The following is a 26,814-nucleotide window of genomic DNA, read 5'->3' on the forward strand; positions in this document are numbered from 1 at the left end:
TTTTGACGATGAAAGGTGTCTTTAAGCCAAGCGTTAGAAAGTTGTTTGTCCTTAAGCTCGACAAATCGTAGAAAATCGCTTTCAATTAAAGAAGATACGTAACGGATGCGAAACAGGTTACTTATAGTATCCACGGTTCTAGAAATCCATTAATTCAGAGAAGCTAACTGAGTCAACTATGTCGAATCATCAAGATGTGAGAGCAAACTTTCATTGTCATATGGAAAACCCATTGCTTTGGCCGATAATGGAAGTGCTTAAGCAAAAGCCAAGTGGATGGAAAGTTCACACATTGGCGGCTCATCTGAACGACCTTGGGTTTGTGCCAGAGTTAGATCCGGTGCCTGAGAAAGAGTTGTTTAAAAAGAACTTCCTGATCATGAATGCGCTTTATCAGCTTCAAGAAACTTTACATCCTGATGGTTGGCTACAAGTCCAAGCGATGGACATTGAATTGATGAACGGTCGTTATCACGGAAGCAACCACAACATCGAGCGTCAAGATCCACTTCGAGACTACTATATTAATTGGGTTAACTATGAAGCGGATGAAGGTGAAGTTAAAAGACTGTTGAACGAATTTTGGACTCGGTACCGGAAGTTTGTTGGTGGTGATGAGCTCGATATGGATCGAAGCCGAGCGTTGAACTTATTTGAGCTACCCATAGACGCCACTCACCATGAGATTAGAAAACGTTGGCGACAACTGGCGTTGAGATGGCATCCAGACCGAGACGAGGGTAACACCGCAAAATTTCAGACGCTCTGTGAAGCATGGCATGTATTACGAAGCTCATAATCGACAGTCACTTTTAACTGCCTAGCTGGGTGGAACCCTAAAATATAAAGCCCCATATTGTGAGTGACACAAGTGGGGCTTTGTCGTAATTACGTTATGTTTTGGGTAACTACGTTATGTGTTGTAGCGACTTAAGTTGTTGGTGCTAGGAGTGATCTTTACTCTCACCACTTTTATGCTCAAAGGCATAGTCGAGTACTTTACGGATATAAGGTGCGCCGACTTTCGAGCCGCCGTTACCGTGTTCAATGACCACAGTCGCGACATATTCAGGGTGTTCATAAGGTGCGAAAGCTGTGTAAAGCGCGTGGTCAAGTAGATGCCTAGCGAGTTTCTTCGAGTTGTAGACCTGATCTTTCGCAAGATCAAACACTTGTGCAGTTCCTGATTTACCGCCGCTCGTGTATTTAGTTCCCTTAAATGCACGCCTGCCGCTGCCTCGACTTCCGTGGTTCACGAGTCGCATCGCGTTGATGGGCACATCCCAAATTCTATCCGGTACTTCAGTGATTGAGGGCATTGGCTCCGGTTCGACAAGTTTTTGGGTACTGAAATCTTCACCGTGGTCTAAGGTAGCTCGTAAGATATGCGGTGGCATCACCTTACCATGATTAACCAATACTGAAGTTGCTTTAGCAAGTTGCATCGGTGTCGAAGTCCAATAACCTTGGCCAATACCAATCGGTACTGTGTCGCCCTGATACCAAGGGGTGCGATAACGCATCATTTTCCATTCTCGAGTCGGCATGTTGGCGGTACTTTCTTCATAGATGTCGATACCTGTCGGTTCACCAAATCCAAATCGGTTCATCCAACTTGAGATTCGGTCAATACCCAAATCAAAAGCGGTTTGATAAAAGAATGAATCCACAGACTCTTCAATCGCTTGGGTGACATCAACAGGCCCGTGCCCCCAACGTTTCCAGTCACGCCACGATTTGGAGTTTCGTTTTGAACCGGGAATTCTCCATACCCCATGGTCGTTACGAATTGTATCTTCAGAGATAACATGCTCTTGCAGTCCTGCCACAGCCATAAATGGTTTAACAGTTGATGCAGGAGGATAAACACCTAGAGTCGTACGGTTTACCAACGGGTGAGCAGGGTCATTCAATAAGCGTTGATAGTTCTTACTCGAAATGCCGTCGACAAAAAGGTTAGGGTCGTAACTCGGGCTTGATGCCATCGCTAACACGCTGTTGTCTTTTGGATCGAGAATAACTGCGCTGCCAGTTCTATGGTCAAGTTGCTCAAAAACGTATTTTTGCAGTTCAAGGTCGATATTTAGCACGATATCTTTGCCGGCTACTGGCGGCACGTATTCAATCGTTCGAACAACTCGTCCGCGGCTATTTACTTCTACTTCCTGATAGCCCTTGGTTCCATGTAGGATATCTTCGTAATAACGCTCAACGCCGAGTTTACCTATAATTGTTGTAGCTTGATAATTCGCATCTATCCCTTGTTCTTCGAGTTTTCTTAGATCGCTATCGTTGATATGCGCCACGTAACCAAGAACGTGGGTAAGAACCTCACCATTCGGGTAAAAACGCTTTAAGCTGGTATCGATAGATAACCCGGGGAACTGGTACTGATGAACAGAGAACTTCGCAATCTCTTCTTCCGTTAAGTTCTCTAGAATGGTCACTGATTTAAAACGGCGGGTGTTGTGATAACGTTTTTTGAAACGAGCGATCTGCTCGGCATCACGTGGGACGTATTTGTCTAGCTTGGCGAGCATTGCATCGACATCATCGGTTTGCTCTGGAATCATAGTCAGATCAAAGACAAGTTTGTTCTCTGCAAGCAATACGCCGTTGCGGTCGTAAATCAGCCCACGAGTAGGGGCGATAGGCAACACTTTGATCCTGTTACCATCGGCACGAGTTTGATAGCTTTTAAAATTTTCAACTTGAAGTCGGTATAGGTTGCCGACTAAGACAAGAGTGAACATCAAGATCCCACAAAATGCGACGATTACGCGGTTTTTGAATAGGTTCACTTCGATTTTATGGTCACGCATCTTAACGCGTTTATGATTCATTGAAGCCTCAAGGGTTTGTTACATTTGGTTACACTTGTCGAGTCGGGACTTTATCTGAATATCACTAGGGTTTTGTAAAAGCTGTGTCATGATTTTAGGGAACGACAGCATTAGATGGCGGTAAACAGCGCCTTTAATTTTCTTATTACAAAAGTTGATAAGTAATTGATGTAAAGATTAGTTTTGTGAATTTTTAGAGTTGAAGAGTTTTGATAACACTAGAAGTTGGGCAAATAGAGGTTAGAAAGATTTACGGCCCTCAGAATGAGAGCCGTAGACCGTTAATTTGCTGACTTAGTAGCTAGTGACTTAGAAGCTTAGTAAATTGGAAGCTTGGAACTTCAAAAGCTTAGAAGCACAATAAATCCTATAGTTAACGAAATCAGTTCGAAGGCTTGAACTGAGATTTACGCATACGGTTAAGAGCTGCCATCACATCTAATGTTCTTGGTTTCGCTAAATCACCGTAGTTAGGCATGTTAGCGTGCCATTCGTTTTCCAAAATAGCGTTGAACTCTTTCGCAGGGTTGTTTGACCAACCTGGAGTTTGTGCAAATTGGAACCAAGCCCAACCGATCGCGTTTACTTCAGACGGCGATTCTAATTGCTCAAGCGCAGAAAGGTCTGCGAACTCCTTACCAAAACGCAGTGACTCTTTGCCTTTCGCATTAACACGGAACTTACCGTCAGTAAGAATGTTCATGAGTGAAGCACGGTTCAATGAACGCGGCACAAACGTTTCTAAAGCCGTCTCGCATTCATTAGTACGCTGAGTAGGGTGCTGAGCAATAACGTCTTTTGCTTTTTCCGTCACATCTACCGCTTGGTAGTCGTGCATTTGAATCACAGTGTTCGCCACATCCAGGTAATCACCAGAGCCACCCATTACAACAATGGTAGAGATGTCCATCTCTTCACGAAGTTGGCCAATGCGGTCGACAAGTGGCGTGATTGGCTCATCGCCTTTTGACACTAGCGCTTGCATACGCTCATCACGAATCATGAAGTTAGTCGCTGACGTATCTTCATCGATAAGTAGAGTTTGAACACCGGCTTCAATTGATTCTTGTAACCAAGCCGCTTGAGACGTAGAGCCAGATGCATCTTGTGTACTGAAATCAGACGTGTCTTTCTGCATAGGTAAATGGTTGATATAGTTTGACAGGTTCAAGCTGTGCACACATCGACCATCTTCAGCACGGATCTTCATCGTATCAATCGCAGTTACGATGCCTTCACGACCGTCACCAGGAATGTGGTTGTAGATAGAACGTTCAACGGCGTTCAACAGAGTCGATTTACCATGAAAACCACCACCAACGATTAGCGTAATGCCTTTTGGAATACCTAGGCCAGTCACGTCACCTTGGTTTGGTGTGTTTAATGTAACGCTCAACGACTCTGGAGCTGCGAAAGGCACCGCGTCTTTCATCGGCAGGTCACAGTTACCCGCGATACGCGGTAGTACACTGCCGTTTGCAACGAACGCCGCTAGGTTATTTTCGTCCAATTGAGCACGCAGTGCTTCTTGGTCTTCAATCGTTTCACAGTGCTTAATCATTGCATCGATGTTCAACTCACGCTCAAGCGTTGCGCGACGAATAAACTTCGGTAAGTAGAAAGTGATGATGTTGTTCGCTTTCTTAGCAAGAATGCTACGGCCATCAGCAGGTAGGTTGATACGGAAACGAATTTCGATACCGTGTTCTGTGAAAACAACGGCCGTATTGTCTAATACTGTTTGGCCCGTCAGGGCGATAGACACGGTCGATTCTTGTTTCGCGAACTCAGAGAAGCTACGTGCGATAAAGTCACGAGCGGCTACTTGGTATTCATAAGATTTTTCTTTCAGCCAATCTAACCCGGTCAAAGACCACGCGCGCGTTGCACGAAAACGAGAAGCTGACGCGTATGGGTCACCTTGAATGTGGTCGATGTGTAATTCAAAATCAGCAAAGTCGTATTGACCTTTAATTTGTTGATATGCACGGTAGTTTTGTTTTTCGAGCTTTTTAAGCTTTGCAGTCAACTGATCCATAACGAGGAATGCCTATATAAGGGGAAAGATAAAAACAGAAAGGCGGCGATTATAAAAATCACCACCTTTAGAGTAAAGAGAAAGTAGGCCTAAATCCAAAACTAACTGCTCTTTTTCGCTTTAAGCGTAGCGAGTTGTCCCCAAATAGTTTTGATTGATTAAGCTGTGTTCGAATTCTTGGCTCGGCATTGGCCTTCCGTAAAGGTAGCCTTGGCCCACATCGCAGCCTTCATTAATAATAAATTGCTCCTGAACCTCAGATTCTATGCCTTCAATCGTGACTTTTAGGTCGAGCTTTTTCGCAATTTGAACAATAGAACGAACAATTTCCGAGTCTTCGTGTGAGTTGAGCATTTGGTCGACAAAGCTCTTATCAATCTTAATGGTATCAAATGGGAATTTCTTGAGGTAACTGAAAGAAGCGTAGCCCGTGCCAAAGTCATCCAGTGACAATGTAACGCCAATATCATGCAGAGATTCTAAGGTATTCTTGGCAACCACTTCATCTGCAATCAGGCCGCTCTCCGTGACTTCAAGTTCTAAGCAACGAGGTTCTAGATGGTAGGTTTCGAGTAGATGAACCACTTGTTCCGCAAAGTGCACGTTCTTAAGTTGAATCGCAGACACATTCACGGCCATTTTGAAATCGTCAACGTATTCAGACCACTCTTTGGCTTTTTCAATCGCATTGCGAAGAACAAAGCTACCCACTTCGAAAATCAAACCGTTTTGCTCAGCCATATGTATCAAGGTTTCGTTAGAAATGTCACCCAAAACAGGATGTCGCCAACGGAGCAAAGCTTCTGCACCAACCCAGCGATGCGTCAGCGGGCATACCTTGGGTTGAAAGTAGAGCATAAGGTCATCATTGCGAACGGCTTGAAGCAAATAGCCTTCGATCTTATTAATATGGGTTTGTTCTTCGGTATGAGATTGAGAGTAGTAAGCGAACTTTTGTCCTGAATCTTTACAGGCTAACATCGCTTCAGAAGATTTTTGCAGAATGCGTTCCGCATCATCTTCGTCGTTCGTAACTGCAATCCCAATAAAGGCGTGCAAATGCACTTTGTCACTTTCGATATCAAATTCTGAATGGCCAACTTTAACTAGCGTCTGGCAAAGTTCTTCTAGGCGATGGTCTAAATCTTTAACGCTAAACGCCAACACGAGGTCAACTGAAGTAGGGCGTGCTGTTAACACTTCTATATCAGAGATACTGTCGATGCGTTGTCGGTATTCAACAAGTACTTGGTCTAACGCACTATAGCCGTATCGAGCTTGTATGCGTCTGCCGTTGGTAAAACCAATATGAACGACTGCAAATGAGCTGTCTGTTAGCCTTCTTTGTGACAGTAGCTTGTGGTTCAAGCGAGATTCAAATGCGGTTCGGTTTAAAAAGCCTGTACCGAGATCGTGATTCTTTTGGAAATTGATCTTTTGCTCTGCTGCTTTTCGCTTATCAATCTCTTGATTTAATGAATAATTAAGACTCGCAAGGTCTTTAGTCCGAGTGTAAACACGGTTTTTCAAGTCTCTATTCATTTGAGTGAGCTTAGCATGCTGAAACAGGGTTTTAAGCTGGGACTCTATCGAGGTGCGAAAGCTCTGTAAAAGCTTGATATAGGTGGGAGTGTAGTGGTTTTCTTTTGAATCTAAAATGCAGATGGTGCCAAATAATTCGCCATTCGGCCAAAGCAGCGGAATACCACAGTAAGAGACTAAGCCGAGCTTGATATCTGGATTGTTTTCCCAGTCAGGATCGGCGAGGGCATTGGGTACAACAAGTTGTTGTTGAGACTCCATCACCGTTTCACAGTAAAGCCCATTACCTAAGGTTTCAGAGTCACCTTTGTTGTAAGGGTTATTTTCACTACGGCTGGTTGAGAAAACTTCAATATAGTTGGCGTGAACACGCATGATAAGTGCGGCGGGCACTTGAGTGATTTGAGCCAAGAGGTCAACAATGTTCTGCCAACCTGACTCCATATCGTCTGGAATATCTAAGTCTATCGTTTTTATTTTCTTCATATGACTCCGAGTCAATTATGCTAAATGCATCAACACATCCTGTGTTAATTATGATGAACCAAATAAACTATGAACCTTACGTTAATTAAGTATAAGAAATGTTGCACGAAAAAACCTCCGCAATTTTGCAGAGGTTTTCAAATGTGAATCTGGGTCTCAGTAATGAGATAAGTTTCGATTAAGGCTTTAATTCTATAAAATCTTCAGTATTAAGTTTCTGATTATAGTCTACCGAAGGTTGAGCAAACCCATTTAACTGCAGAAACTCCTCTTTAAACCCTTGGTAATCGCCTAACATTTTGAAGTTGTTCTCATCCATCTTTTCTAACAGCTCTGTGACGTGTGCTTGGGTTTCAGGGTCTAATTCCCAGTCATCCATACGAATCAGACGTTCACCATCAAGTGGCACTTTGGTTTGTCCATACAGTTTGCAGCTAAACAAGCGCTGCATCTGTTCAATACAACCTTCGTGGGTCTCTTTCTCTTTCATAACTTTGTACAAAGCAAGTAGATAAGGGCTGAGTCCCGGGATGAAAACGCTCGCTTTAGTGACTAGGGCTTTACAGACAGTCGCGTAAGCGTTGCCATCAAAGTTAGCTAACTCTAAGTTAAGTGCGTGGCTGGTTTGGTGAAGGTCGATCTTAGCTCGCCCCAATGTCCCGTCTAAATAGATAGGGTGTGTGACTTCTGGACCAACATAAGAAAACGCGATTGTCTTACAACCCGGGGCGATAGATTCAGCGTTGATAAGCTCATCTATCCATTGTTCCCAATCTTCGCCGCCCATCACTTTGAGTGTGCTTTCGGCTTCTTCTTCCGTTGCAGCATCAAGTGTGTTGGTCACCCAATTGTCGTGCTCCAGAGAAATCGTCGCGCCAGTTACGCTTTCACCAATAGGCTTGATGGCAGAGCGCCAAAACTCATCGGAATCTGGTTTAGGACGAACGCCCGCAGCCAAGCTATAGATAATCAGGTCCACTTCACCTTCAAAGTAGGTTTCAATGGCTTCAACAACTTGTGAACGTGTTTCTTGCGAAAATGCATCGCCAACGATATTGATAGCAGTGCATTGCTCTCGTTCTGCTTCTTTTTTGAAGTAGATGTTGTTGTACCAACCAGCACTACCTAGGGATTTTTCGTTTGGACCGCGCTCGAATGAGACGCCGATAGTGTCAGCTTTTGCGCCGCCAAAGGTAAGGGCAATACGAGCGGCAAGGCCAAAGCCTGAGGAAGCGCCGATAATCAGTACGCGTTTAGGGCCATCTTTGATTTGCGGCGCACTCTTAACAAACTTGATTTGTTGCTTTACGGCTTCTTGACAGCCAATAGGGTGAGCGCTTTTGGCTACCACACCCTTGATAACAGGTTCGATCAGCATAAATAACCTTACAGTTAACGGTGATATGCACTCAGGCTAACGTAAAGCTGTGTAAAATTTATTGAGCTAGACCATTAAAACTTAAAGATACTGATATAATTCTTCGGCGACGAATTCAGCAATCCAAGGTTGAGCTTCTGGTTTTGGATGCAGTCCATCGTTCATCATCCACTCAGGTTTAAGGATGATGTGCTCAAGGAAAAATGGCAAAAGTGGCACGTTTTGTTGATCAGCAAGCGCTGCAAAAACGTATTCAAACTGCTGGTTGTAACGCTTTCCGTAATTCGGTGGGATTCTAATCTGCATCATTATAGGTTTCGCGCCCGCAGCTTTTATCTGCTCAATGATTTGATCTAGATTTGCAGACATCAGCTTCGGTGGGAATCCACGAAGTCCATCATTCGCACCAAGTTCAATAAGAACAGTGTCTGGAGCGTGTTCTTCAAGCAATTGTGGTAGGCGAGCCAAACCATTGCCAGTTGTGTCACCCGAAATACTTCCGTTAACCACGGTGACTGTTTTGTGATGCTTTGCTAATGCGTCTGGTAACAGGCTTGGCCAACTCTGTTTGATGTCCATGTTGTAACCAGCACTCAAGCTATCACCAAGGACCAGTAGCTTAGAATCTAACTCGGTATCTTGAGCCAAAGAAGCGGTTGAAAATAAAATAAAGAATAAAAAGGAAATTAGTCGAGTCATGCATACATCCATCATTAAAGCAGAAGCTGTTTCGAAGACAGTGTCTACTAATCAAGAACATTTAACAATCCTAGAGCACGTCGATATCGATATTCGTGAAGGCGAAACCGTCGCGATTGTCGGCACGTCTGGTGCAGGTAAGTCGACCCTAATGACGCTGCTAGCTGGTCTTGACGTACCAACGAAAGGTGAAATCAGTTTATTAGGGCAGCCACTTTCACAGCTTGATGATGAGGCAAGGGCTAAGATCCGCAGTGAATCGGTTGGGTTTGTATTTCAAAGCTTCTTATTAATCCCAAGCCTTTCTGCACTACAAAATGTCACGCTGCCTTGTTTGTTGAAAGGAGAAAACGAAGACATCGAACGCGCGACTGCTTTGCTTGAATCCGTAGGCTTGAAAGACAGGCTTGATCACTTGCCGTCCCAATTATCTGGTGGTGAGCAACAAAGGGTCGCGTTGGCGCGCGCATTTATGATCAAGCCAAGAATCCTTTTTGCTGATGAACCCACAGGTAACCTAGACCAGCAAACGGCTGCCAAGATTGTTGAGTTGTTGTTTGAATTGAACTCATCTCACGGCACCACGTTGGTTTTGGTGACACACGATCCTAAGCTTGCACAACGTTGCCAAAGAACACTTAAGATGCATGTCGGTCAGATAGAGGAAGTCTAAATTGAATTCATCAAACGGACTGAATAAACGCCTTTTTTCATGGAGTATTGAAGAGATTCGACACGGTCAGTTGTGGCCAGTTTCAATCGCTTTAACGCTTATTATTGCTTGTGTGTTTGCATTGTCGGCGTTGGCAGAACGTATGGAGCAGGTAATTGTTAAGCAGGGCAAAGATGCACTTACTGCCGATAGCGTGTTCATATCAGCAAACCCAATTCCGCAACCCTTGTTAGACCTCACTCAAGTTGAGCAACTAGAAAGCTCCCAACTAACCCGTTTTTCAACCATGGCATTCAGTGACAACTCGATGCAGTTAGTGACGGTGAAAGCGGTTGAAAGTAATTACCCATTACGTGGCGAAATGATCTTAGAGGGCGTTGATAAAGCATTAAGTAACCATGTTGAGCCGGGTGAACTTTGGCTAGACGAGCGTATATTTGCGCAGTTAGAAGTAGACATTGGTGACAATGTCACTATTGGCGATGCCGATTTAACGATAACAGGGCGTATCACTCAAGAACCGGGCTTGAGCTTTAACCCATTCCAGCAAATGCCAGCTGTATTGATACACAAAAGCGATATCGATGCGACTGGTGCCATTCAACCGGGAAGCCGTGTGAGTTTCAGGCTGTTCTTGAACGGTGATGATTCAAAACTGAAAGCCGCGCAAGACAGCGTAGAATTAACCCCGAGTGACCGCTGGCGTACTCAAGATTCTGCGAGCCGTACTAACGACATGTTCGAAAGCACGACTCAATATCTTTCGCTAACCGTTGCTATCGTTGTGATCATGGCTGCGACCACTTTGGTACTCACGTGCCAACATTATGTGGCGAGTCGTCGTAAAACCATCGCGATGCTTAAGAGTTTAGGTGCAAGCAAGCAGTGGATCGTTAAATGGTTGTCTGTACAGGTCTCTCTGTTAGTGGTTATCGGTGCAGTACTGGGAATTACCATAGGTATCGGCTTAGAGTTTTTGCTTCGTATACCTCTGGGTGACTTATTACCAACGCCGCTTCCTAGCTATGGTATTGAACCTGCTATCTTGGCGATTTTATCAAGTATCTTAATTGGTGTTCCTGCTCTTGGTATCCCGTTAATTGGCTTGGTCAACACCTCAGCAATCAGTGTTATTCAATCAAGTCACCAGTCAAATGAAAGCTATAAGAAATACTTGTTGTTACTGGTACCGATTATTCCAATGATGCTGATGTATGGCGACAATCTATTGGTATGGATAGTTCTAGCTGGTATCGCTTGCCTGTTCTTAGTACTCGCAATTGTGAGTACGCTTGTTTTGCGCTTAGTTGGTAAGCTGCCGACGTCGACATCTATGCGTTTGGCACTAAGCCGAATTAATCGCACACCATTAGCAACTGGAATTCAATTTGGCTCTTTGGCACTGTCACTGATGTTGTTGTCTATCATCTGGTTGGTCAGAAGTGATTTACTGTCAGATTGGCAACAAACCTTGCCCGAGAACGCGCCCAATGCGTTTGCACTTAACATTGCAAGCTATGAAAAAGACAGTTATCTCGAGACGATTGATGCAAACCAAGTAGAGCGTACTCAGGCGTTTCCAATTATCCGAGGAAGATTGACGACTATCAACGGTGTTGAAGCGTCGGAATACAGCGATACCTCAGGAGAAACAGACGCACTAAGTCGCGAGATCAACTTCACTTGGGGAGATAGCTTACCTGAGTACAATGAAGTGTTAGAAGGCAGTTGGACCCAGGAGCATGGCGTATCGGTGGAATCGGATGTCGCGGAGCAGTTGGGTCTAAAGATTGGCGATGAGCTTTCGTTCACAATCAACAGCCAGAATGTCTCTGCCCAGGTGAATAGCATCCGTAAAGTCGAGTGGCGTGAAATGAAGCCGAACTTCTATTTCATCTTTACTCCAGATGTCTTGAGTTCAATTCCTTCTACTTGGCTAGTGAGCTTCAGATTAGAAGAACAACATAATCAAATGCTCAACGAACTCTCTCGCAATCACCCAACCGTGAGTTTGATGGATATTCGTAAGATGGGTAGCAAGATACAAGAACTGCTCAAACAGATTGTTTGGTCGATTACTGTACTTGCGGCGTTAGGTGTGGTGGCGGGGCTGTTGCTTATCTTCACTCTATTACGATTAAGCTTATCTCAAAGACAACAAGAGATACGCTTGTATCGAACATTAGGCGCGAGTAAGAAGCGAATTCTCAATACTATTTGGTGTGAGTACGGGTTAATGGCGTTAGTCGCAGGCTCAATTGCAGCACTCGGTTCTGAGCTCAGCGTAGCAGGCGTTATGAACTTTGGCTTTGAGTTACAACCTTCACTTCACCCGATGCTGTGGATAGCGCTACCTGTGCTAACGTTCATCACATTGGCCGCGGTAGTGAATAGCTTAATCAAACGCTTGTTGGCACCAGTAAACAAGGATTTTGGTTAGTCGTTAGCGTGATCTAACCAAATGCTTTAAAACGGTCTAAAAGTGAAATTATTTATATTTAGTCATGCACTATTTATAAGACGTCGCTTTAGACCGTTTTTTATTTGAGCAATACATAGCACAACTGGCAAATATCTCACCTTAATTTCCCAACTTTTTAGTATTTTTTAAAACTAATTGCACAATAATGCCGATTTAATGAACAGCGGTTAGTCCCTGTAAACAAAGGGTTTGCGCAACTTAGCAAGAACGTTATCAACAGTTATCCACAAAAACGGTGGATAACTTTAGGGATAAGTTAACATCTATGTTTTAAGAGTACTGAGGCAGCCTTTATGTGGCGTCACTTAGGACAAATTTGACTGTTAGAATAACCTTTAAAACTCTATCTGGAGTTATTGAGTCAAGAGATTATTTATGTTTTTTACATAGATATTAAATCCCGCCTATCTAAGACCTTGATAAAAATGTGTTTTAATTCATCGCAGAACAAAAGTAGAATAGCGGCAGTTAATCTTATTCTACAGAACACGATGAACCACAACAAAACGGATACAAATCAACCTTCTATTGCCATTGTTGGTGGTGGTATTGCCGGAACAACAAGCGCGATTCACTTTAGTGAGTTGGGTTTTAAGGTCACTATCTTGGAAAAAGGGCCGAGTTTGGTTAATGGTCCACCAATTTGCCACCTACACGCTGGCGGCAATTTGTATCGAGATATTTCTGTAGAGCAGTGTCTCCAGTTGCTCACGCAGTCAATTGATACTGTCCGCTTATTTCCTCATACGATCAATATCCGCCCGACAATCATAGCCGTTCCGCACAGTGATGGTGGAGAGCCGTTGGATCTGCTTCCTCGCCTTAAGATAATCAAGAGCGCTTATGCCGAACTTGTTAAACAAGATAAGAGCAACCAAGTGCTTGGTGATCCGGAAGAGTATTACAAGCTGTACAGCAAAGAAGACTTACTAGCACTTTCTACAAAAACTCAGCCTCTGAAACCAACATCGCTTGATGATTGGTGTATTCCTTTTGCCAAACATACGGATTTAGAGACCCTTAAGTATCCTGTTGCTATGGTTCAAGAGTATGGTTGGAGCGTATTCCGCTTATCTGCGACCGCTCAACTGTCTTTAGGGCAACAAGCTAACTGTACCGTGTTAACCAATAGCCGATTACAATCTGTTGAGTCGACAGGTCAAGGTTGGTCTTTGACTTATACCGATGCCGAAAACCAAAGCTGCCAACTAACGACCGATTACTTGATCAATGCCAGTGGATTTGAAACAGGTATTGTGGACGACTTTGTTGGCTCTAAGCAGCAAAGACTGGTTGAGTTTAAAGCCGCATACGTTACAGAGTGGCCGTATTCACAAGAATGCAAGGAAGAGTGGCCAGAGGTTATCTTCCATGGTCCGAGAGGCACTCCGCAAGGTATGGCCCAATTAACGCCGTATGCTGATGGTGTATTCCAACTTCATGGTATGACAGAAGGGATTACTTTGTTTGAGGGAGGGCTTGTTTCATCATCAACAGACTCGTCACAGCCACAGTTGCCTTCGAAGTTGCTTAAGAAAATTGTATCGGGTTGGAGTGAAGAGCAGCTTGAATTAAGAACTCGCGCGGCAATAACGCATATGTCTCAGTTCATCCCAAGTTTCAGCTCTGCACAGGTAGGTGGCAAGCCTTTGTTTGGAGCGCAGCAAATACCAGGAACGGATCCTAGCTTAAGAGCTTCAGACGTCTCATTCTGTGGTGAACGCTATGCTCGACTTGAAGTAGTGAAAGCTTCTTCAACATTAGAAGCGGCACAAAAGGTTGCTGAGCAATGGTTTGATGTATCAGAGGCGGTATCTATTGAAGATATGCACTCAGTGACAATGTCACTTAATCTAAATGATATTGAGAACCGAGCAATAGATTTGACCAAAGAACGCGGATACCCAGAAGCGCTTGCAAAAGTGTCAGGCCAAGATCACGCTTAATAGCCAATCATCATCGACTGCGCTTAACTTCTCCAATTCGGCTTACCGTAATAGATAAGCCGATTCTTCATTCAAACGCCAGCTTAGATACCGAGACTCATCTAAACTACATCTTCCTAGCTAATTATTCTTAGCTACATAACAATTAGCATATAACACATAGCAAAAACTAATAGCCGAAAAACTGAGCCCATTGGCACCAAACATCTTGCAAGCCTAAGCGATCGCCTTTGCTGAACGATATCTCATGTCCCGGTTTGGCTTGTGCCAAGCGCGGTAAATCGATTCTGGCGATACATCCAATCTTCGGGTAACCACCTATGGTCTGTCTGTCATTAAGCAACACGATAGGTTGTCCATCTTGAGGGATTTGAATTGCACCTAAGGCAATGCCTTCTGACAACAGCGAAATGTCAGGCGATTCGACGGGGTCGCCACTGAGTCGATAACCCATCCGATTAGAATTTTGATCAACATGATACTGCGCGTTATACAAAGTCTCTCTTGCTGAATCGGAGAATAGCTCGCTTTGATAGCCTTCAATAACTCGTAGGTTCACGGGCAGGTTGTAATTAGGCGTGTATCTGAAGGTAACACTCAACGCTTTGAATGGACGAGAAAGTGGGTGTTGGGTAAATGCTATTTGTTGACCTTGCTGGCATGACTCTCCATCTTGCATTAATCCACCAATCTTTTCACGAGTCACCGTAGAGCAGCTATGAAGAGTTGATGGAACATCAAAGCCGCCTTTAATGGCTAAATACGCCCTTAAACCATTTTTAGGTAAACCAAATGAGAGGACTTGCCCCTTAAAAGCTTGAAAAGTGCGCCAGTTAGCCTGTGGTTTACCATCAAGTTTCGCTTGTAAATCTCCCCCGCATAAAGCCATCTCGCAATCAAAATCAATTCGTAACGAGCATTGCCCAAGCGTGATTTCCAACGCCGCTTGGTTTACTGGGTTGCCCAATAGGTGATTGGCCCAGCTATAAGAGTAATCATCAACCGGTCCACCTTGCGTTAATCCTAGATGAGCAACACCAAATCGCCCGAAGTCTTGTATCAAACTCAACGGACCGGGCTTAATCACGGTCAGTGTTGGTCTAGCGTTTGTCTTAGCCATTTACGATGCCTCCACCCAAATCTGCAAATTCTTGTTTTGAAATCGCGATGAAACGAACGGTGTCACCAACATTAAGCAGAGACAATGGTCTTTGAGTAATATCGGCGTTCTTCAATTGGCTATGATCGAACAACGGAAGCGGGCAATTACCAATAATATTCCAGCCACCCGGCGAGTCCGAAGGGTACACAGCTGTTTTAGTATCCGCGATGGCGATACTGCCTTTGGGCACATTTAAACGGGGTGTAGAGTGACGGGGCAAAGCAAGCTCATTAACCACATCAGACATAAACGCAAAGCCAGGCATAAACCCAATAGCAGTGACGCTGTATGTCTGTGAGGTGTGATATTGAATAATATCGACCAGCGATAAGCCTTTGTCTTGATACCTGTCTAAATCGAGCGCCGTTTCTGGTGAATAATAGGCAGGAAGCTCAATCGTATTACGAGTTTTACTAACACTAGAAAAGGACGATAGAGCGTGATTCATCAAATTATTGAGTTGTTCAATGAGCTGCTGTTCTGATATTCGATAAGGTAGGTAATCGACCAATATTGTTTGGTAAGCCGGCGTCACATTCATCAACACCGATGCTAAATTTTGGCGAATGGCATCGGAAAAGTGAGCCATATACTGCACATATTCAGCGCTAGATTGATTATTTGAAGGCGATAGCGTCAAAGTCACCAAAACGCTGCATTCCGCGACTGGCGCTATATTGAATTCAATCTTATTCGTCGTCATTTCGTTTCCATACGTTTGTTTGTTTGCCCTTTGTTTGCTTACTTGGCATGTCTCACTTCCGCGAATAAACCAATACAAAGCAATTGAATCTTACGAGCGATTGATTAGGTGCTTGGTTAGGCGAACGAACAGGCCATGCGTCATACCAATCACACGCTTCATACTAATTAAAAGCGTTGAGGTCTTGTCTAATTTTTCTAATTAATGCAATAGATTGAGGGTTATCGCCATGAACACAGATGGTATCGGCTTCAATAGGCAGTCTTTCGCCCTCTAAAGTCGTGACTGAGCCATAGTTAATGATTTGCATGACTTGGTTATAGATATCGTCTTGATTGACGTAAACCGAGCCTTTTTGAGTACGTGGTGCTAGTTGCCCGTTGTTCAAATAGGCACGGTCGGCAAACGCTTCAAACAAGAGAGGCAAGTCATGATCGTCAGCAATATCCAAATACTGTTGATTGTCTGATGAAGAGAGGATCATCAAGGGGATGTTAAATTCAGCGACTGCTTGGGCTACCGCATTAAACACATCAATGTTCGCCATCATATCGTTATAAAGGGCGCCATGAGGTTTTACATAGCCAACAGAGGTGTGGTGATAGCGACATAGAGCTTGTAGTGCACCGACTTGATAGCAAACCAGCTCACTGATTTCATCCATAGTGTGTGGAATGGAGCGGCGTCCAAAACCAACTAAATCTTGATAACCGGGATGAGCACCAATTTGAGTGTGGTAGTGCTGAGCCAGTTTTATCGTCTTGGACATAACGTGTGGATCAGACGCGTGAAAACCACAAGCGATGTTTGCCATATCGACCCATTCCATGACCGACTCATCATCGCCCATCTTCCAATTGCCGAAACTTTCTCCCATGTCGCAATTAAGCAAAATCTTCGTTGTCACGTGGTGCTAATCCTTTACGTTGAGGTAAGTAATGACGGTCTTATAAATACCATAAATAAACAGTGACCTAACTCATACTTTCGATACCGTAAATTTACCAGTATGGCATTTCATATATAGTTGAGCTATTGATTAAAGGATTAATATCTATCTGTATATTAGGTGAGCACATGATATCCCGCCAGGTTTGCTTAGGACTAGCATTAACGACACCTGTTTTTGTCTATGCTCAAGAAAACTCTCTAGACCAACTCATGTCGATGAGTCTTGAAGAGCTGTCGATGTTAGATGTCGAAATGGAAACGGCTTCGAAAGTGACACAAAAACTCACTGACATTCCCTCGTCGGTGTATGTGCTTTCTAATGAGCGAATTCAGCGCAGTGGGGCAAAAACCATTGCGGAAGTCCTAACGCTTGTCCCTGGACTCAAAGTAACTAAGTTTAACGAAACCTCATGGTTTGTTTCTGCCCGTGGTTTTCATGATGGGCTGTATAACAAGATGCTCGTGATGATGGATGGACGAAGCTTGTTTAGCCCAGTCTATGGCGGTACGTATTGGAGCGACGTTGATTATGTACTTGCCGACATCGAACGCATCGAAGTACTAAAAGGTCCCGGCGGAACAATTTGGGGAGGCAACGCGGTTAATGGTGTTGTCAATATCATTACTAAGTCTGCCAATGATACGCAGGGGACTTATCTCTCAGGTGTCGCTTCTAATACTGATAACTATGAATTTAGTGTTCGTCAGGGATTAAGCCTCAACGACAGTGTGAATGCTCGTGCCTTTTATAAGTACCGAGAAGAACCCACATATCGCACAAACGAATCTGAAAAATGGAAAGCACAAACGGCAGGGATGGTATTTCAGCCAAGTAATGCTGAAGAAAGTTGGTCATTACGTATTGGTGGTGAGAAAAGCTTTTATGAGTCGGAGTTGTATACGTTCCAATATGATAATTCAGGATCGTTTGTCGGATCACAAGCCAACGATTTTGATAATAAAAGCCAATCTGTTTATATCCAGTTCAACGATTCTCGCCATTTTGATGAAAGTTCGACACTCTCATATTCGTTATGGGGTGAATATAATGAGGATAACGCGCCAGACGCTCCGGGAAGCTATTCGACCATCGATTTTGACTCTACTTATATCAACCAACTATCGGCAAACCATCAGCTAACACTCGGGGGTGGCCTGCGATATATGTACCTTGATTTCTCCTCTAGCCAAGTTTCGGACGTGGATTGGTACAATCCCGATTACTACGGTAGAGCCTACAATATCCAATCTGCTAACGATTATATTGCGAACGCATTTGTACAGTCTCAAATTCAAATGACAGAAGCGCTATCGATAACTCTTGGCTTCAAGGCAGAACACTTTACACAGAATGACTCGACAGAACTTTCACCTCAACTACGCGGTTTATATCAGCTAAATCAACGCCATTCTGTTTGGGCTGGCTTGAGTCGTGCGGTGGTTGCTCCTTCTTATATGGATTCAAACTCCACATATTACTTCAACAGTTACTATGCTGATTCTAACGACAGCTACCTTGATGTCTATAAATCGAATTCTGACTTGGAAACAGAGAGCGTCGTAACGGCGGAAATGGGTTATCGCTACTCAAACAATTCAAATTTCGAACTCGATGCGACGATATATCTGAGTGAACATGACAACCTTCGCTTCCACAGTTATGACCCAAATGATATCCCCGCGAATCATGTCTATGTCGGTGTGCTGTCTGATGATTATAAAGCGAAAACATATGGCTTGGAGTTAGGCGCAAGCTATCAGCTCACTCAAGATATTACCAGTTACTTGAGCTATGCCTACACAACATTAGAGGGAAAAAACAAAGGTGATGACCCTAAATCTAGTCCTCAAACGAGTGTTTATTACGATATTGATAATGAACATTTAGCCACGGCACAGTTGATGTGGAATATCACAGAAAGTTGGCAATTCGATGTGATTGGCCAGTACATTAATGTGAATTACCCAGACTATTGGGTAGCAGGCGATGGCACTCAATATGAATCGCAGTCTTACCCACATGAAATAACCTTTGATGCGCGTCTCGCATGGAAAAAGTCGTCCGCAGCGCCTTTAGTTGAAGTGGTTGTTGAAAACATAGGTAAGAGTGACGGCTATCAAGCTGAATTCACATCTCAGAAAAGCGTCAATCAAGAATCGGTGTATGTGAGGACCTCTCATGAATTCTAAATGGCTTAAGCACCGCATTAAGCTCGGTTTCTTTAAATTAGGCCTTGCCGCTTTAACGATGCTTATTATGCCTTTGAATACCTCGGCAGCTAGCTTCAAACCTTATGAAGTGAAAGCGGTGTACCTTTTTAGAATTGCGAATTTTATACGTTGGAATGATGAAAGCTCAATGAACGCTGTGAACTTTTGTGTGATTGGCGATGAAAAGGTAAGCCAAGTGCTGACGTCAATTACAGAGGGGAAATCTATTCGTTCGCTCGCTATCCAAGTTCAACAGTCGATTACTTCTAAGTGTGATATTACGTATTTGTCTGACCGTAAAAATGACCAATTCCTTAGTCAAGAGCACTCCCCACATACTGTGACAATCAGTGATATCCCTAACTTTACAGACTTAGGTGGAGTCATTGAGCTTACTCACATTGATAATAAGCTCAAACCTAAGATCAATCTCGAGAATGCAAGGCGCGGTGACTACGTCATTGGCTCAAACCTGTTACGAATCGCTATAGTGGAGGACCAATAATGCTGTCTTTCATTAATAATATATCGATAAAAAACAAGTTGATATTACCGATTATCATCTTCATCACGGTTACTTTGGTGACAATTCAATCGGTAAATTACACTGTCACGTTTGAAAGAGAAAAAGAAAGCCTGATCCAGCGAGTTAAAGTGTTAGCACAAGGTGTTGCTTATAATCTACAAGCCGCGATTCTATTTGAGGACAAATCTTCGGCTCAAGAGATTTTGTCAGCTTTCGTTGCAGATAAAGATATTGTCAGGGTCAAACTCTATGACATTAACGAACAGCTATTTGCTAGCTACCAAGTGAACAACACATTGGTTCCAAGGCCGAACGCAGATGAATTAGACGATATCGCGGATCATCAATTTGCCATCTCTGAGCATTTCATCTTCTTGCTCGTTCCTGTGACGCTGGATGACGCTGTTATCGCGAACTTGAGAGTGACAATATCAAAAGAGACGTTTAATTCAATCTTAACGAATATTTTCAAGGTTGCAGCCGTCTATCTTCTGTTTCTGGTGATCTTAGGCGGCGTGCTGGTCAAATTGGTTCAACGCTTGATTATCGAGCCGATGTTTGACCTCAATGACGCGATGCAAGCCTTTATCGAACGCCGATCAGAGCAGCCAAAATTAGTCGTAACCAACCGCGATGAGATTGGGGAGCTGGTTCGAGCTTTTAATACCATGCTTGAAAGGCTTCAACACCGGGACAACCAAATCAATTTTACACTGGATAAACTCCAAGAAGAGAAGTCGTTCGCGAATGAGGTCATTGAGACCGTTCAGCACTCATTGTTGGTTGTAGATGAAAAAGGGGTCATCGTTCATGCAAATGCAGCCACTCGCGATATTTTTAAGTGCTCGGAAGCCTTTCTTGAACACTTGTTGATCCAAGAGTTGATCGTAACCAAGCAAGTTGGGTTCTTACAAGATGTTATCAACGCCAATATTGAACTGAATGACGAATTGCTGGAAACCACTGATCTCTTTCAATCTAAACGTTGGCTTCGAGTGAGTAGCCGTTCATTGTCAAAACATGGCCGTATCCTTTATGCAATTCAAGATGTCACGAACATCGAAACGGCAATGAGCCGCCAACGTATTGCGGCCGGTGTTTTTGAGAATAGTAAAGACGGCCTAATCGTACTTAACTCGTCCAACGTAATTACCATGGTAAACCCAGCGGTCACTGAACTACTGGGGTATCACGCCGATCTGCTGGTGGGCAAAACACCATTTGAAGTATTTTCTTGGCAACAGTTTTCGTCACTCATGCCGACTATTCGCAGCTCATTGGAAAATTATGGGCAGTGGCAAGGCGAAGTGTGGGAGAAAAGCGCATCCGGCACGTTAGTCCCTATGTTTGTCAAAGTGAATAGAGTTGCCTCAGACAACGAAAAAGACGAGTTTGATATGGTGTTAACTCTGTCTGATTTATCTAACGTTAAAGAGATGGAAAGACTCGAACACTTAGCTCATCACGACGCATTAACCGGGTTAGCGAATAGAGCGCAACTGTATAAAGTTATGGATGATGTTGTCACGTCGAGCCACTATTCAAATCAGCATTTTGCGGTTATCTACTTGGATTTGGATGGCTTCAAAGAAGTGAATGACAACTATGGACACGATGCAGGTGACGAAATCCTGAAAGAAGTGTCAAACAGGTTGTTATCTCAGGTAAGAGCGGGAGATTTGGTTGCACGTTTGTCGGGAGATGAATTTGTACTTATTATTAAGCAGACAAACAAAATCTTATTAGCGAAGCTAGCCGAACGTTTGTTAGAGCTTATCGGGCAAGAAGTGAATTATAAACAGCGTTCGCTTCATGTTGGAGCGAGCTTGGGCATACACTTAGTTGACGGTTTGGAGCGTGATATCGACGTGATTCTAAAGGTTGCCGATGAAGCGATGTACGAAGCGAAACGCAAAGGAAAAGGTCAATTTGTGTTCTCTCGTGATAGTTAATAGCCACAGGCGTTTGTGGGCATTGTCTAAGTTGTTGTATCATAAGTGATAGGTTGAATAATTTTAATTAAAAGGTCTGCTAAGCATGAATGTTTTAGTTACAGGTGGCATGGGTTACATTGGTAGCCATACAAGTATCCAGATGATCAACGCAGGTATGACGCCTGTACTTTTTGATAGCTTGTACAACAGCAAACCAAGCGTTTTAGAACGTATCGAAAAAGTATCGGGCGTTCGTCCCAACTTCATTGAAGGTGACGTTCGTGATAAAGCGCTTTTGACTGAAACAATGAAGCAACACAACATCGAAGCGGTTATCCATTTTGCGGGTCTAAAAGCCGTCGGAGAGTCTGTGGAAAAGCCTCTTGAATACTACGATAACAACGTAAACGGCACGTTAGTTCTTGTTGATGCAATGCGTGATGCGGGTGTAAAAACCTTGGTATTCAGCTCTTCAGCGACAGTCTACGGCGATCCAGCAAGTGTTCCAATTACTGAAGACTTTCCAACAAGCGCTACCAACCCATATGGTCGTAGTAAATTAATGGTTGAAGAGTGCTTAACCGATTTCCAAAAAGCCAATCCGGATTGGAGCATTACACTGCTGCGTTACTTTAACCCAGTAGGTTCACACCCAAGTGGTGAGCTAGGTGAGGATCCACAAGGTATTCCAAATAACCTAATGCCATTTGTATCTCAAGTCGCTGTTGGCCGCCGTGAGTTTCTATCTGTGTTTGGTAGCGATTATCCAACAAAAGACGGAACTGGCGTTCGCGATTACATCCACGTAATGGATCTATCTGATGGTCACATTGCAGCGCTTGAGAAAGTAGGGCGCAAAGACGGTCTTCATATCTACAACCTTGGTACGGGTAACGGTTCAAGTGTATTGGACATGGTTAAAGCGTTTGAGAAAGCGAGCGGTAAAGATATCCCTTACAAGCTTGTGGAGCGTCGTCCTGGTGACATCGCTGAATGTTGGGCAGATCCTGCTAAAGCTCAGAAAGAACTCGGCTGGAATGCTACACGTACACTGACTGAAATGACTGAAGATACATGGCGCTGGCAGTCAACCAATCCTGATGGTTTCCCTGGTTGATCTAGTTGTTTCATGAATAGTTAACTTACAAAAAGATGCTTTAGGGCATCTTTTTTGATCTAAATCGAATAAAAAGTAAATTAGTGGTTAAAAAGTATCATTCTGTATCTGTTGTGTTATCATGCACGCGAATTATATGTTTAATGTTAATTTTCTTTGGAGTTAATCATGGAACTAGGTCTAATCATCACTTTCATCATTGCTGCAGCAGTAATGGTTAAGAAAGAAATGGCAGAGAAGTAATTTCACTTTATCCCTTTTTGATACAATTTTTAGTGAAATAATAAAAGCCAGCATTTGAACTGACCCCCAATAGTTGGACACCAATTATTGGGGGTCTTTTTATGTCCAAATATAGCCGAGAGCTAAAATGTATCATTGCTAAGCAATACTTAGATGGCACGTCATCTCTCTACTTAGCCAAACAATATTCAATTTCGTCAAGACAGATTCGGTATTGGGCTCAAGTGTTTGCCATCCACGGCACTGCTTCATTTTTACCAACTAAGCATGCTGCTACTGCTCAGACAAAACGAAAAGCATTGAATTTAATGTGGACGAATGAATGGTCTCTCACGCACACTAGCGCTGTATTAAACCTCTCATCCCCTGGGATACTCTCTGTCTGGCTCAAACGATTTAATGAGCTGGGTATCAAAGGGCTCAAAATGCGCCAGAAAGGAAGACCCTCAATGAAACAGCAACCTCAACGTACCACTAAGCCTGATAATGAAATGACGCTTGAGGAGCTAAAAGAGGAGTTGGTCTACTTACGAACCGAGAATGCCGTTCTAAAAAAGTTGGAAGAGTTGGAGCAGGAAAAAAACCGTCGAACAAAGAAAAAGCGGTCATAGCTCTAACTCTTAAAGGCAAGTACCCACTAAAGCACTTACTGCACACTCTACAGCTGGCAAAAAGTGTCTTTTATTATCAGGCTCAAACGAGCAAGCGCCCAAATAGCTACGAACGTGAGCTGCGGTTGATAAAGTCAATTTATCATGAACATAAGGGTCGATACGGCTACCGCCGTATTCACTTGGAACTAAAAAATCAGGGGGTCGTGCTTAATCACAAAACGGTTCAAAGACTTATGGCTCAGCTGAACCTTAAATCGACAGTCAGGATTAAAAAGTATCGTTCATACCGAGGAGAGTCTGGAACAGCAGCTCCCAACGTGCTTGAAAGAGATTTTAGTGCGACTCAACCCGACGAAAAGTGGGTAACTGATGTCACGGAGTTCAAAGTCAAAGAGCAGAAAGTATACTTGTCTCCCATTGTCGACTTGTTTACTCAGGAAGTGGTTGCTTATAGAGTGGCCCAAAATGCCTGCTTGCCGCTTGTCACGGATATGCTGACGGAGGCTATATCAAAGCTGAAACCCAACTCAAAGCCAATTATACACAGCGATCAAGGTTGGCAATATCGCCATCGACAGTATCAGAAAAAGGTAGCGGAGAGTGGGTTAACGCAAAGCATGTCGAGAAAAGGTAACTGCTTGGATAATGCGGTTGCTGAAAACTTTTTTGCTTTACTCAAAACAGAGATGTATCACAACCAAAGCTTTGAAGATGCAGATGCTCTGATAGAGCAAATTAAAGAATACATCGAGTACTACAATACCAAACGTATAAAAGTGAAACTAAAAGGCCTGACTCCGATAGAATATCGAACTCAGGCCTTGAAAGCCGCTTAACAGAAATGTCCAACTTTACGGGGTCACTTCAATTTAGCTGGCTTTTTAGTATCTGCAATTCAGGTTTTTAACGAATTAGAATTCGTATTTAGCTGAAATACCGTAGTTTCTTTCCGCTTGTGAGTTCTCTTTATAAAGCTCATCATCGCCGCGAATGTCGTTCCAACGGTAGTACTCTTCGTTAGTTAAGTTGAATACACCACCACGAATAGTAAGATCTTTCATTGGCTTGTAGTAAGCTGTCAGGTCAACAACCGTAGCACTCGGAAGCTCAGCTTGATCAGCGTTGCCGCCGCTTTCGTCCTCGAAGTTGATGTCTGAACCAGACTTGCTAGCTGTGTAGTTTAACTTAAGGCTAGTACCCCAGTTTTGGTTTGGCGCATCATAGTTAAGACCAAATACTGCATTCCAAGGATTCACACTGTTTAGCGCATTTCCGTTACCGTCTTCGCCTTCAGTGTAAGACGCCACGAAATGAGTTGAAATACCTGCAGGTGCGCCCACTAAAACATCCCAAAGTAACGTGTTAGAGAATTCAACACCCTTAATTGTTGCTGAATCTAAGTTAACGTTAGAGTAGTGTGTGGTACCACCAACTTTCTTCGTTACCACAGTTTCAATGAAATCATCGTAATCACTGTAATAAGCCGCAATTTCAGATGAAGAAGCCTGAGTATTATGACGGTAACCTAGCTCGTAAGAGATACTGGTTTCAGACTTAAGATCCGGGTTTGGGTCATTTACGTAACCATGTCCTGGGTTGTCATACGTGTAGTACAGTTCATCGAAAGAAGGGGCTCTAAAGCCTTGGCTAATTTGGCCAAAGATGGTGCCTGTATCAGTAAGTTTGTATGTTGAGCCTAAACGTCCAGTCACCGCGGAATCTGAGAAATCAGTTAACGATTCTGCCGTATTGTTGCCTGGATCCGTTGAGAAGTAGTCAAATCGAACACCTGGAGTAACAACAAGTTTGTCGTTCATTAGGCTAATTTCGTCTTGTACAAACAGACCAAATTTCTGCTCTTTAGCATCAGGAGTGTATACATAAAGCTGGTCATCAGTAGCAGGATCAGAGTTGTACTCCATGTTTGTATTGCTAATGTCACTATGTGTATATGTCGCACCGTAAACTAGGTAATGGTTGTTAATCTCTTTATCTAACTGCGTTTCGATCTCAAGCTTATCTTCTGTGTATTCATAATCTTTGGTTTGCAAGTTATCGTTGTTGGCTGGCACCCAAGGTTGCATACCTGGACCCGCTGGCTTAAAGCGCTTCGTCACACCATTTTCTTCCTTAGAAATGTATGACACTTTGCTCGTCACTGTGTCAGCGATAGCGCCATCTGCGAACCAAATGTGCTTAATAGCGAAGCGATTTTGTGTTGTGTCATCAGCACCAGTATAGCTATCGTAACTTGAGTGGTAGATGTCAGAGTCTGAAGTATCTTTGATTAGCTCAGCTAAAAACTCGATACGATGGCTTTCATTCAATTGATATTGCAGTTTTACCAATAGGTTATCTGCTGATGTGTCTTGATCTTCTACCGCGTAATTTTCTAAGTTATTCGAGTCGCGGAAGTTTTGAAGCTCTTCACCGTCACGGCGCGTGTAGGCAACCAATGTTTCAAGATCACCAAATCGATTAGCTAATGCAACATGCTCACTGAACGAGTTATCTTCTGAAGAGTAAGACAGTTTCGCTTGTCCACCGAAGTTTTCGCCATCTTTCAAGAAGTCAGAAGGGTCTTTAGTTTCGAAAGCAACAACACCACCAATAGCGTCACTTCCGTGTAAACTTGAAGCAGCGCCTTTGATGATTTCAACGCTTTTTAACATGTCGGGATCGATTGAAATACCGCTAGAGTTGATAAATGCATAAGGGCCACCATCAAATGAACCTGGTTGCGACGAGCCATCTACTAAGATCTTGACGCGTTTACCTTCCATGCCACGAATGTTGATGGTTTGTGCACCTTGGCGAGAGCTTGAGTTCATCGTTACACCCGGAGTGTATTCGAAGATTTCATTCACATCTTTCGCCATATTTTCTTCAATTTGCTTATCCGAGATGACAGTAACAGAAGCTGCTGTATTGATAAGTGTTTGATTAGTACGAGTCGAAGATACAACAACCTCGTCAAATAGGGCATAATCTTCAGCAAAGGCTGATGTTGATGAAAGCGCTAAAACGATTGAAGCAGAGAGTAGGGATTGCTTATACATCTGATAGTTACCTTAATTCCATAGTATTATCTTGATTTGCGAAAGATAATATTGGATCTAAATGATAATTACTATTATTTGCATTTAAATAATTTTCAATCTTATCAACTAGTTCATAATTAACACTCTTAAATGACTGTATTAAAAAGATTTTTACAGTTCCATTCATAACCTGAATGCTTCTGTTTTTGTGATTCAAGTCTCATT

General features: G+C 43.3%; 19 protein-coding genes. 10 read left to right on the forward strand and 9 right to left on the reverse strand.

Annotated features, from left to right (window positions below):
• Positions 1-178 precede the first annotated feature (178 nt).
• Complete coding sequence (locus tag OC193_RS18535) at positions 179-799, forward strand: DNA-J related domain-containing protein (RefSeq protein ID WP_048661990.1); 621 nt, start codon at positions 179-181, stop codon at positions 797-799.
• 145 nt (positions 800-944) lie between these two features.
• Here OC193_RS18535 and mrdA read toward each other — a convergent pair whose 3' ends face one another.
• The 5 genes from mrdA to OC193_RS18560 all read right to left on the reverse strand — a co-directional run bounded on the left by mrdA (position 945) and on the right by OC193_RS18560 (position 8,986).
• Positions 945-2,843 (reverse strand): penicillin-binding protein 2, encoded by a 1,899-nt coding sequence (gene mrdA / locus OC193_RS18540; RefSeq protein ID WP_019826612.1) that lies wholly within the window; start codon positions 2,841-2,843, stop codon positions 945-947.
• Positions 2,844-3,225: 382 nt separating this feature from the next.
• Positions 3,226-4,881: an ABC-ATPase domain-containing protein gene (locus OC193_RS18545; protein ID WP_048660185.1), complete on the reverse strand. Its 1,656-nt coding sequence runs from the start codon at positions 4,879-4,881 to the stop codon at positions 3,226-3,228.
• A 120-nt stretch (positions 4,882-5,001) separates the two neighbouring features.
• Positions 5,002-6,909 (reverse strand): bifunctional diguanylate cyclase/phosphodiesterase, encoded by a 1,908-nt coding sequence (locus tag OC193_RS18550; RefSeq protein WP_048661989.1) that lies wholly within the window; start codon positions 6,907-6,909, stop codon positions 5,002-5,004.
• Positions 6,910-7,087: 178 nt separating this feature from the next.
• Complete coding sequence (fabV, locus tag OC193_RS18555; protein ID WP_048661988.1) at positions 7,088-8,287, reverse strand: enoyl-ACP reductase FabV; 1,200 nt, start codon at positions 8,285-8,287, stop codon at positions 7,088-7,090.
• A gap of 81 nt (positions 8,288-8,368) precedes the next feature.
• Positions 8,369-8,986 carry an arylesterase gene (locus tag OC193_RS18560; protein WP_048660182.1) on the reverse strand — a complete coding sequence of 206 codons (618 nt, stop codon included), beginning with the start codon at positions 8,984-8,986 and terminating at the stop codon, positions 8,369-8,371.
• Here OC193_RS18560 and OC193_RS18565 point away from each other — a divergent pair.
• The 3 genes from OC193_RS18565 (at position 8,985) to OC193_RS18575 (ending at position 14,087) form a co-directional block, all read left to right on the forward strand.
• Entirely contained in the window at positions 8,985-9,659 is a 675-nt protein-coding gene (locus OC193_RS18565) for an ABC transporter ATP-binding protein (RefSeq protein ID WP_048661987.1), read from the forward strand. The two genes, OC193_RS18560 and OC193_RS18565, sit on opposite strands and share 2 nt — an antisense overlap.
• A 1-nt stretch (position 9,660) precedes the next feature.
• Positions 9,661-12,099, forward strand: coding sequence for an ABC transporter permease (locus tag OC193_RS18570; RefSeq protein ID WP_048660180.1), 2,439 nt, complete (start codon positions 9,661-9,663; stop codon positions 12,097-12,099).
• A gap of 533 nt (positions 12,100-12,632) precedes the next feature.
• Positions 12,633-14,087, forward strand: a complete 1,455-nt coding sequence (locus OC193_RS18575; RefSeq protein WP_048660179.1) for an FAD-dependent oxidoreductase — start codon at positions 12,633-12,635, stop codon at positions 14,085-14,087.
• 169 nt (positions 14,088-14,256) lie between these two features.
• Here the strand turns inward: OC193_RS18575 and OC193_RS18580 are convergent, their stop codons facing one another.
• From OC193_RS18580 to OC193_RS18590, 3 genes are all read right to left on the reverse strand, one after another.
• Positions 14,257-15,207, reverse strand: a complete 951-nt coding sequence (locus tag OC193_RS18580) for a 5-oxoprolinase subunit C family protein (RefSeq protein ID WP_048661986.1) — start codon at positions 15,205-15,207, stop codon at positions 14,257-14,259.
• A complete protein-coding gene (locus OC193_RS18585; protein WP_048660177.1) occupies positions 15,200-15,952 on the reverse strand; it encodes a 5-oxoprolinase subunit B family protein in 753 nt (250 codons plus the stop codon). Before OC193_RS18585 ends, OC193_RS18580 begins: the two co-directional genes overlap by 8 nt.
• Before the next feature lie 163 nt (positions 15,953-16,115).
• Complete coding sequence (locus OC193_RS18590; protein ID WP_048660176.1) at positions 16,116-16,859, reverse strand: 5-oxoprolinase subunit PxpA; 744 nt, start codon at positions 16,857-16,859, stop codon at positions 16,116-16,118.
• Positions 16,860-17,029: 170 nt separating this feature from the next.
• On the opposite strand from OC193_RS18590, the gene OC193_RS18595 reads away from it, so the two are divergent.
• The 6 genes from OC193_RS18595 (at position 17,030) to OC193_RS18620 (ending at position 24,384) form a co-directional block, all read left to right on the forward strand.
• On the forward strand, positions 17,030-19,093 hold the full coding sequence (locus OC193_RS18595; RefSeq protein ID WP_048661985.1) for a TonB-dependent receptor plug domain-containing protein: 2,064 nt from the start codon (positions 17,030-17,032) through the stop codon (positions 19,091-19,093).
• On the forward strand, positions 19,083-19,619 hold the full coding sequence (locus tag OC193_RS18600) for a YfiR family protein (RefSeq protein WP_048608322.1): 537 nt from the start codon (positions 19,083-19,085) through the stop codon (positions 19,617-19,619). Before OC193_RS18595 ends, OC193_RS18600 begins: the two co-directional genes overlap by 11 nt.
• The gene (locus OC193_RS18605; RefSeq protein ID WP_048661984.1) at positions 19,619-21,592 is read left to right on the forward strand and encodes a diguanylate cyclase domain-containing protein; all 1,974 of its coding nucleotides are present in this window, start codon (positions 19,619-19,621) and stop codon (positions 21,590-21,592) included. The genes OC193_RS18600 and OC193_RS18605 overlap by 1 nt, the downstream gene beginning before the upstream one ends.
• 85 nt (positions 21,593-21,677) lie before the next feature.
• Entirely contained in the window at positions 21,678-22,691 is a 1,014-nt protein-coding gene (galE, locus tag OC193_RS18610; protein ID WP_048608318.1) for a UDP-glucose 4-epimerase GalE, read from the forward strand.
• 344 nt (positions 22,692-23,035) lie between these two features.
• Positions 23,036-23,545: a helix-turn-helix domain-containing protein gene (locus OC193_RS18615; protein WP_261978623.1), complete on the forward strand. Its 510-nt coding sequence runs from the start codon at positions 23,036-23,038 to the stop codon at positions 23,543-23,545.
• A complete protein-coding gene (locus OC193_RS18620; protein WP_123961588.1) occupies positions 23,542-24,384 on the forward strand; it encodes an IS3 family transposase in 843 nt (280 codons plus the stop codon). The genes OC193_RS18615 and OC193_RS18620 overlap by 4 nt, the downstream gene beginning before the upstream one ends.
• 75 nt (positions 24,385-24,459) lie before the next feature.
• Here OC193_RS18620 and OC193_RS18625 read toward each other — a convergent pair whose 3' ends face one another.
• On the reverse strand, positions 24,460-26,607 hold the full coding sequence (locus OC193_RS18625) for a TonB-dependent hemoglobin/transferrin/lactoferrin family receptor (RefSeq protein WP_048664391.1): 2,148 nt from the start codon (positions 26,605-26,607) through the stop codon (positions 24,460-24,462).
• Positions 26,608-26,814: the final 207 nt, after the last annotated feature.

Origin of the sequence: Vibrio crassostreae (assembly GCF_024347415.1) — a bacterium.
GTDB lineage: Bacteria > Pseudomonadota > Gammaproteobacteria > Enterobacterales > Vibrionaceae > Vibrio > Vibrio crassostreae.

Coding starts and splice junctions, on each gene's coding strand:
- mrdA (WP_019826612.1), bottom strand. CDS start 2,843: ATGAATCATAAACGCGTTAAGATGCGTGACCATAAAATCGAAGTGAAC.
- OC193_RS18585 (WP_048660177.1), bottom strand. CDS start 15,952: ATGACGACGAATAAGATTGAATTCAATATAGCGCCAGTCGCGGAATGC.
- fabV (WP_048661988.1), bottom strand. CDS start 8,287: ATGCTGATCGAACCTGTTATCAAGGGTGTGGTAGCCAAAAGCGCTCAC.
- OC193_RS18595 (WP_048661985.1), top strand. CDS start 17,030: ATGATATCCCGCCAGGTTTGCTTAGGACTAGCATTAACGACACCTGTT.
- OC193_RS18575 (WP_048660179.1), top strand. CDS start 12,633: ATGAACCACAACAAAACGGATACAAATCAACCTTCTATTGCCATTGTT.
- OC193_RS18625 (WP_048664391.1), bottom strand. CDS start 26,607: ATGTATAAGCAATCCCTACTCTCTGCTTCAATCGTTTTAGCGCTTTCA.
- OC193_RS18565 (WP_048661987.1), top strand. CDS start 8,985: ATGCATACATCCATCATTAAAGCAGAAGCTGTTTCGAAGACAGTGTCT.
- OC193_RS18560 (WP_048660182.1), bottom strand. CDS start 8,986: ATGACTCGACTAATTTCCTTTTTATTCTTTATTTTATTTTCAACCGCT.
- OC193_RS18580 (WP_048661986.1), bottom strand. CDS start 15,207: ATGGCTAAGACAAACGCTAGACCAACACTGACCGTGATTAAGCCCGGT.
- OC193_RS18550 (WP_048661989.1), bottom strand. CDS start 6,909: ATGAAGAAAATAAAAACGATAGACTTAGATATTCCAGACGATATGGAG.
- galE (WP_048608318.1), top strand. CDS start 21,678: ATGAATGTTTTAGTTACAGGTGGCATGGGTTACATTGGTAGCCATACA.
- OC193_RS18600 (WP_048608322.1), top strand. CDS start 19,083: ATGAATTCTAAATGGCTTAAGCACCGCATTAAGCTCGGTTTCTTTAAA.
- OC193_RS18545 (WP_048660185.1), bottom strand. CDS start 4,881: ATGGATCAGTTGACTGCAAAGCTTAAAAAGCTCGAAAAACAAAACTAC.
- OC193_RS18605 (WP_048661984.1), top strand. CDS start 19,619: ATGCTGTCTTTCATTAATAATATATCGATAAAAAACAAGTTGATATTA.
- OC193_RS18615 (WP_261978623.1), top strand. CDS start 23,036: ATGTCCAAATATAGCCGAGAGCTAAAATGTATCATTGCTAAGCAATAC.
- OC193_RS18535 (WP_048661990.1), top strand. CDS start 179: ATGTCGAATCATCAAGATGTGAGAGCAAACTTTCATTGTCATATGGAA.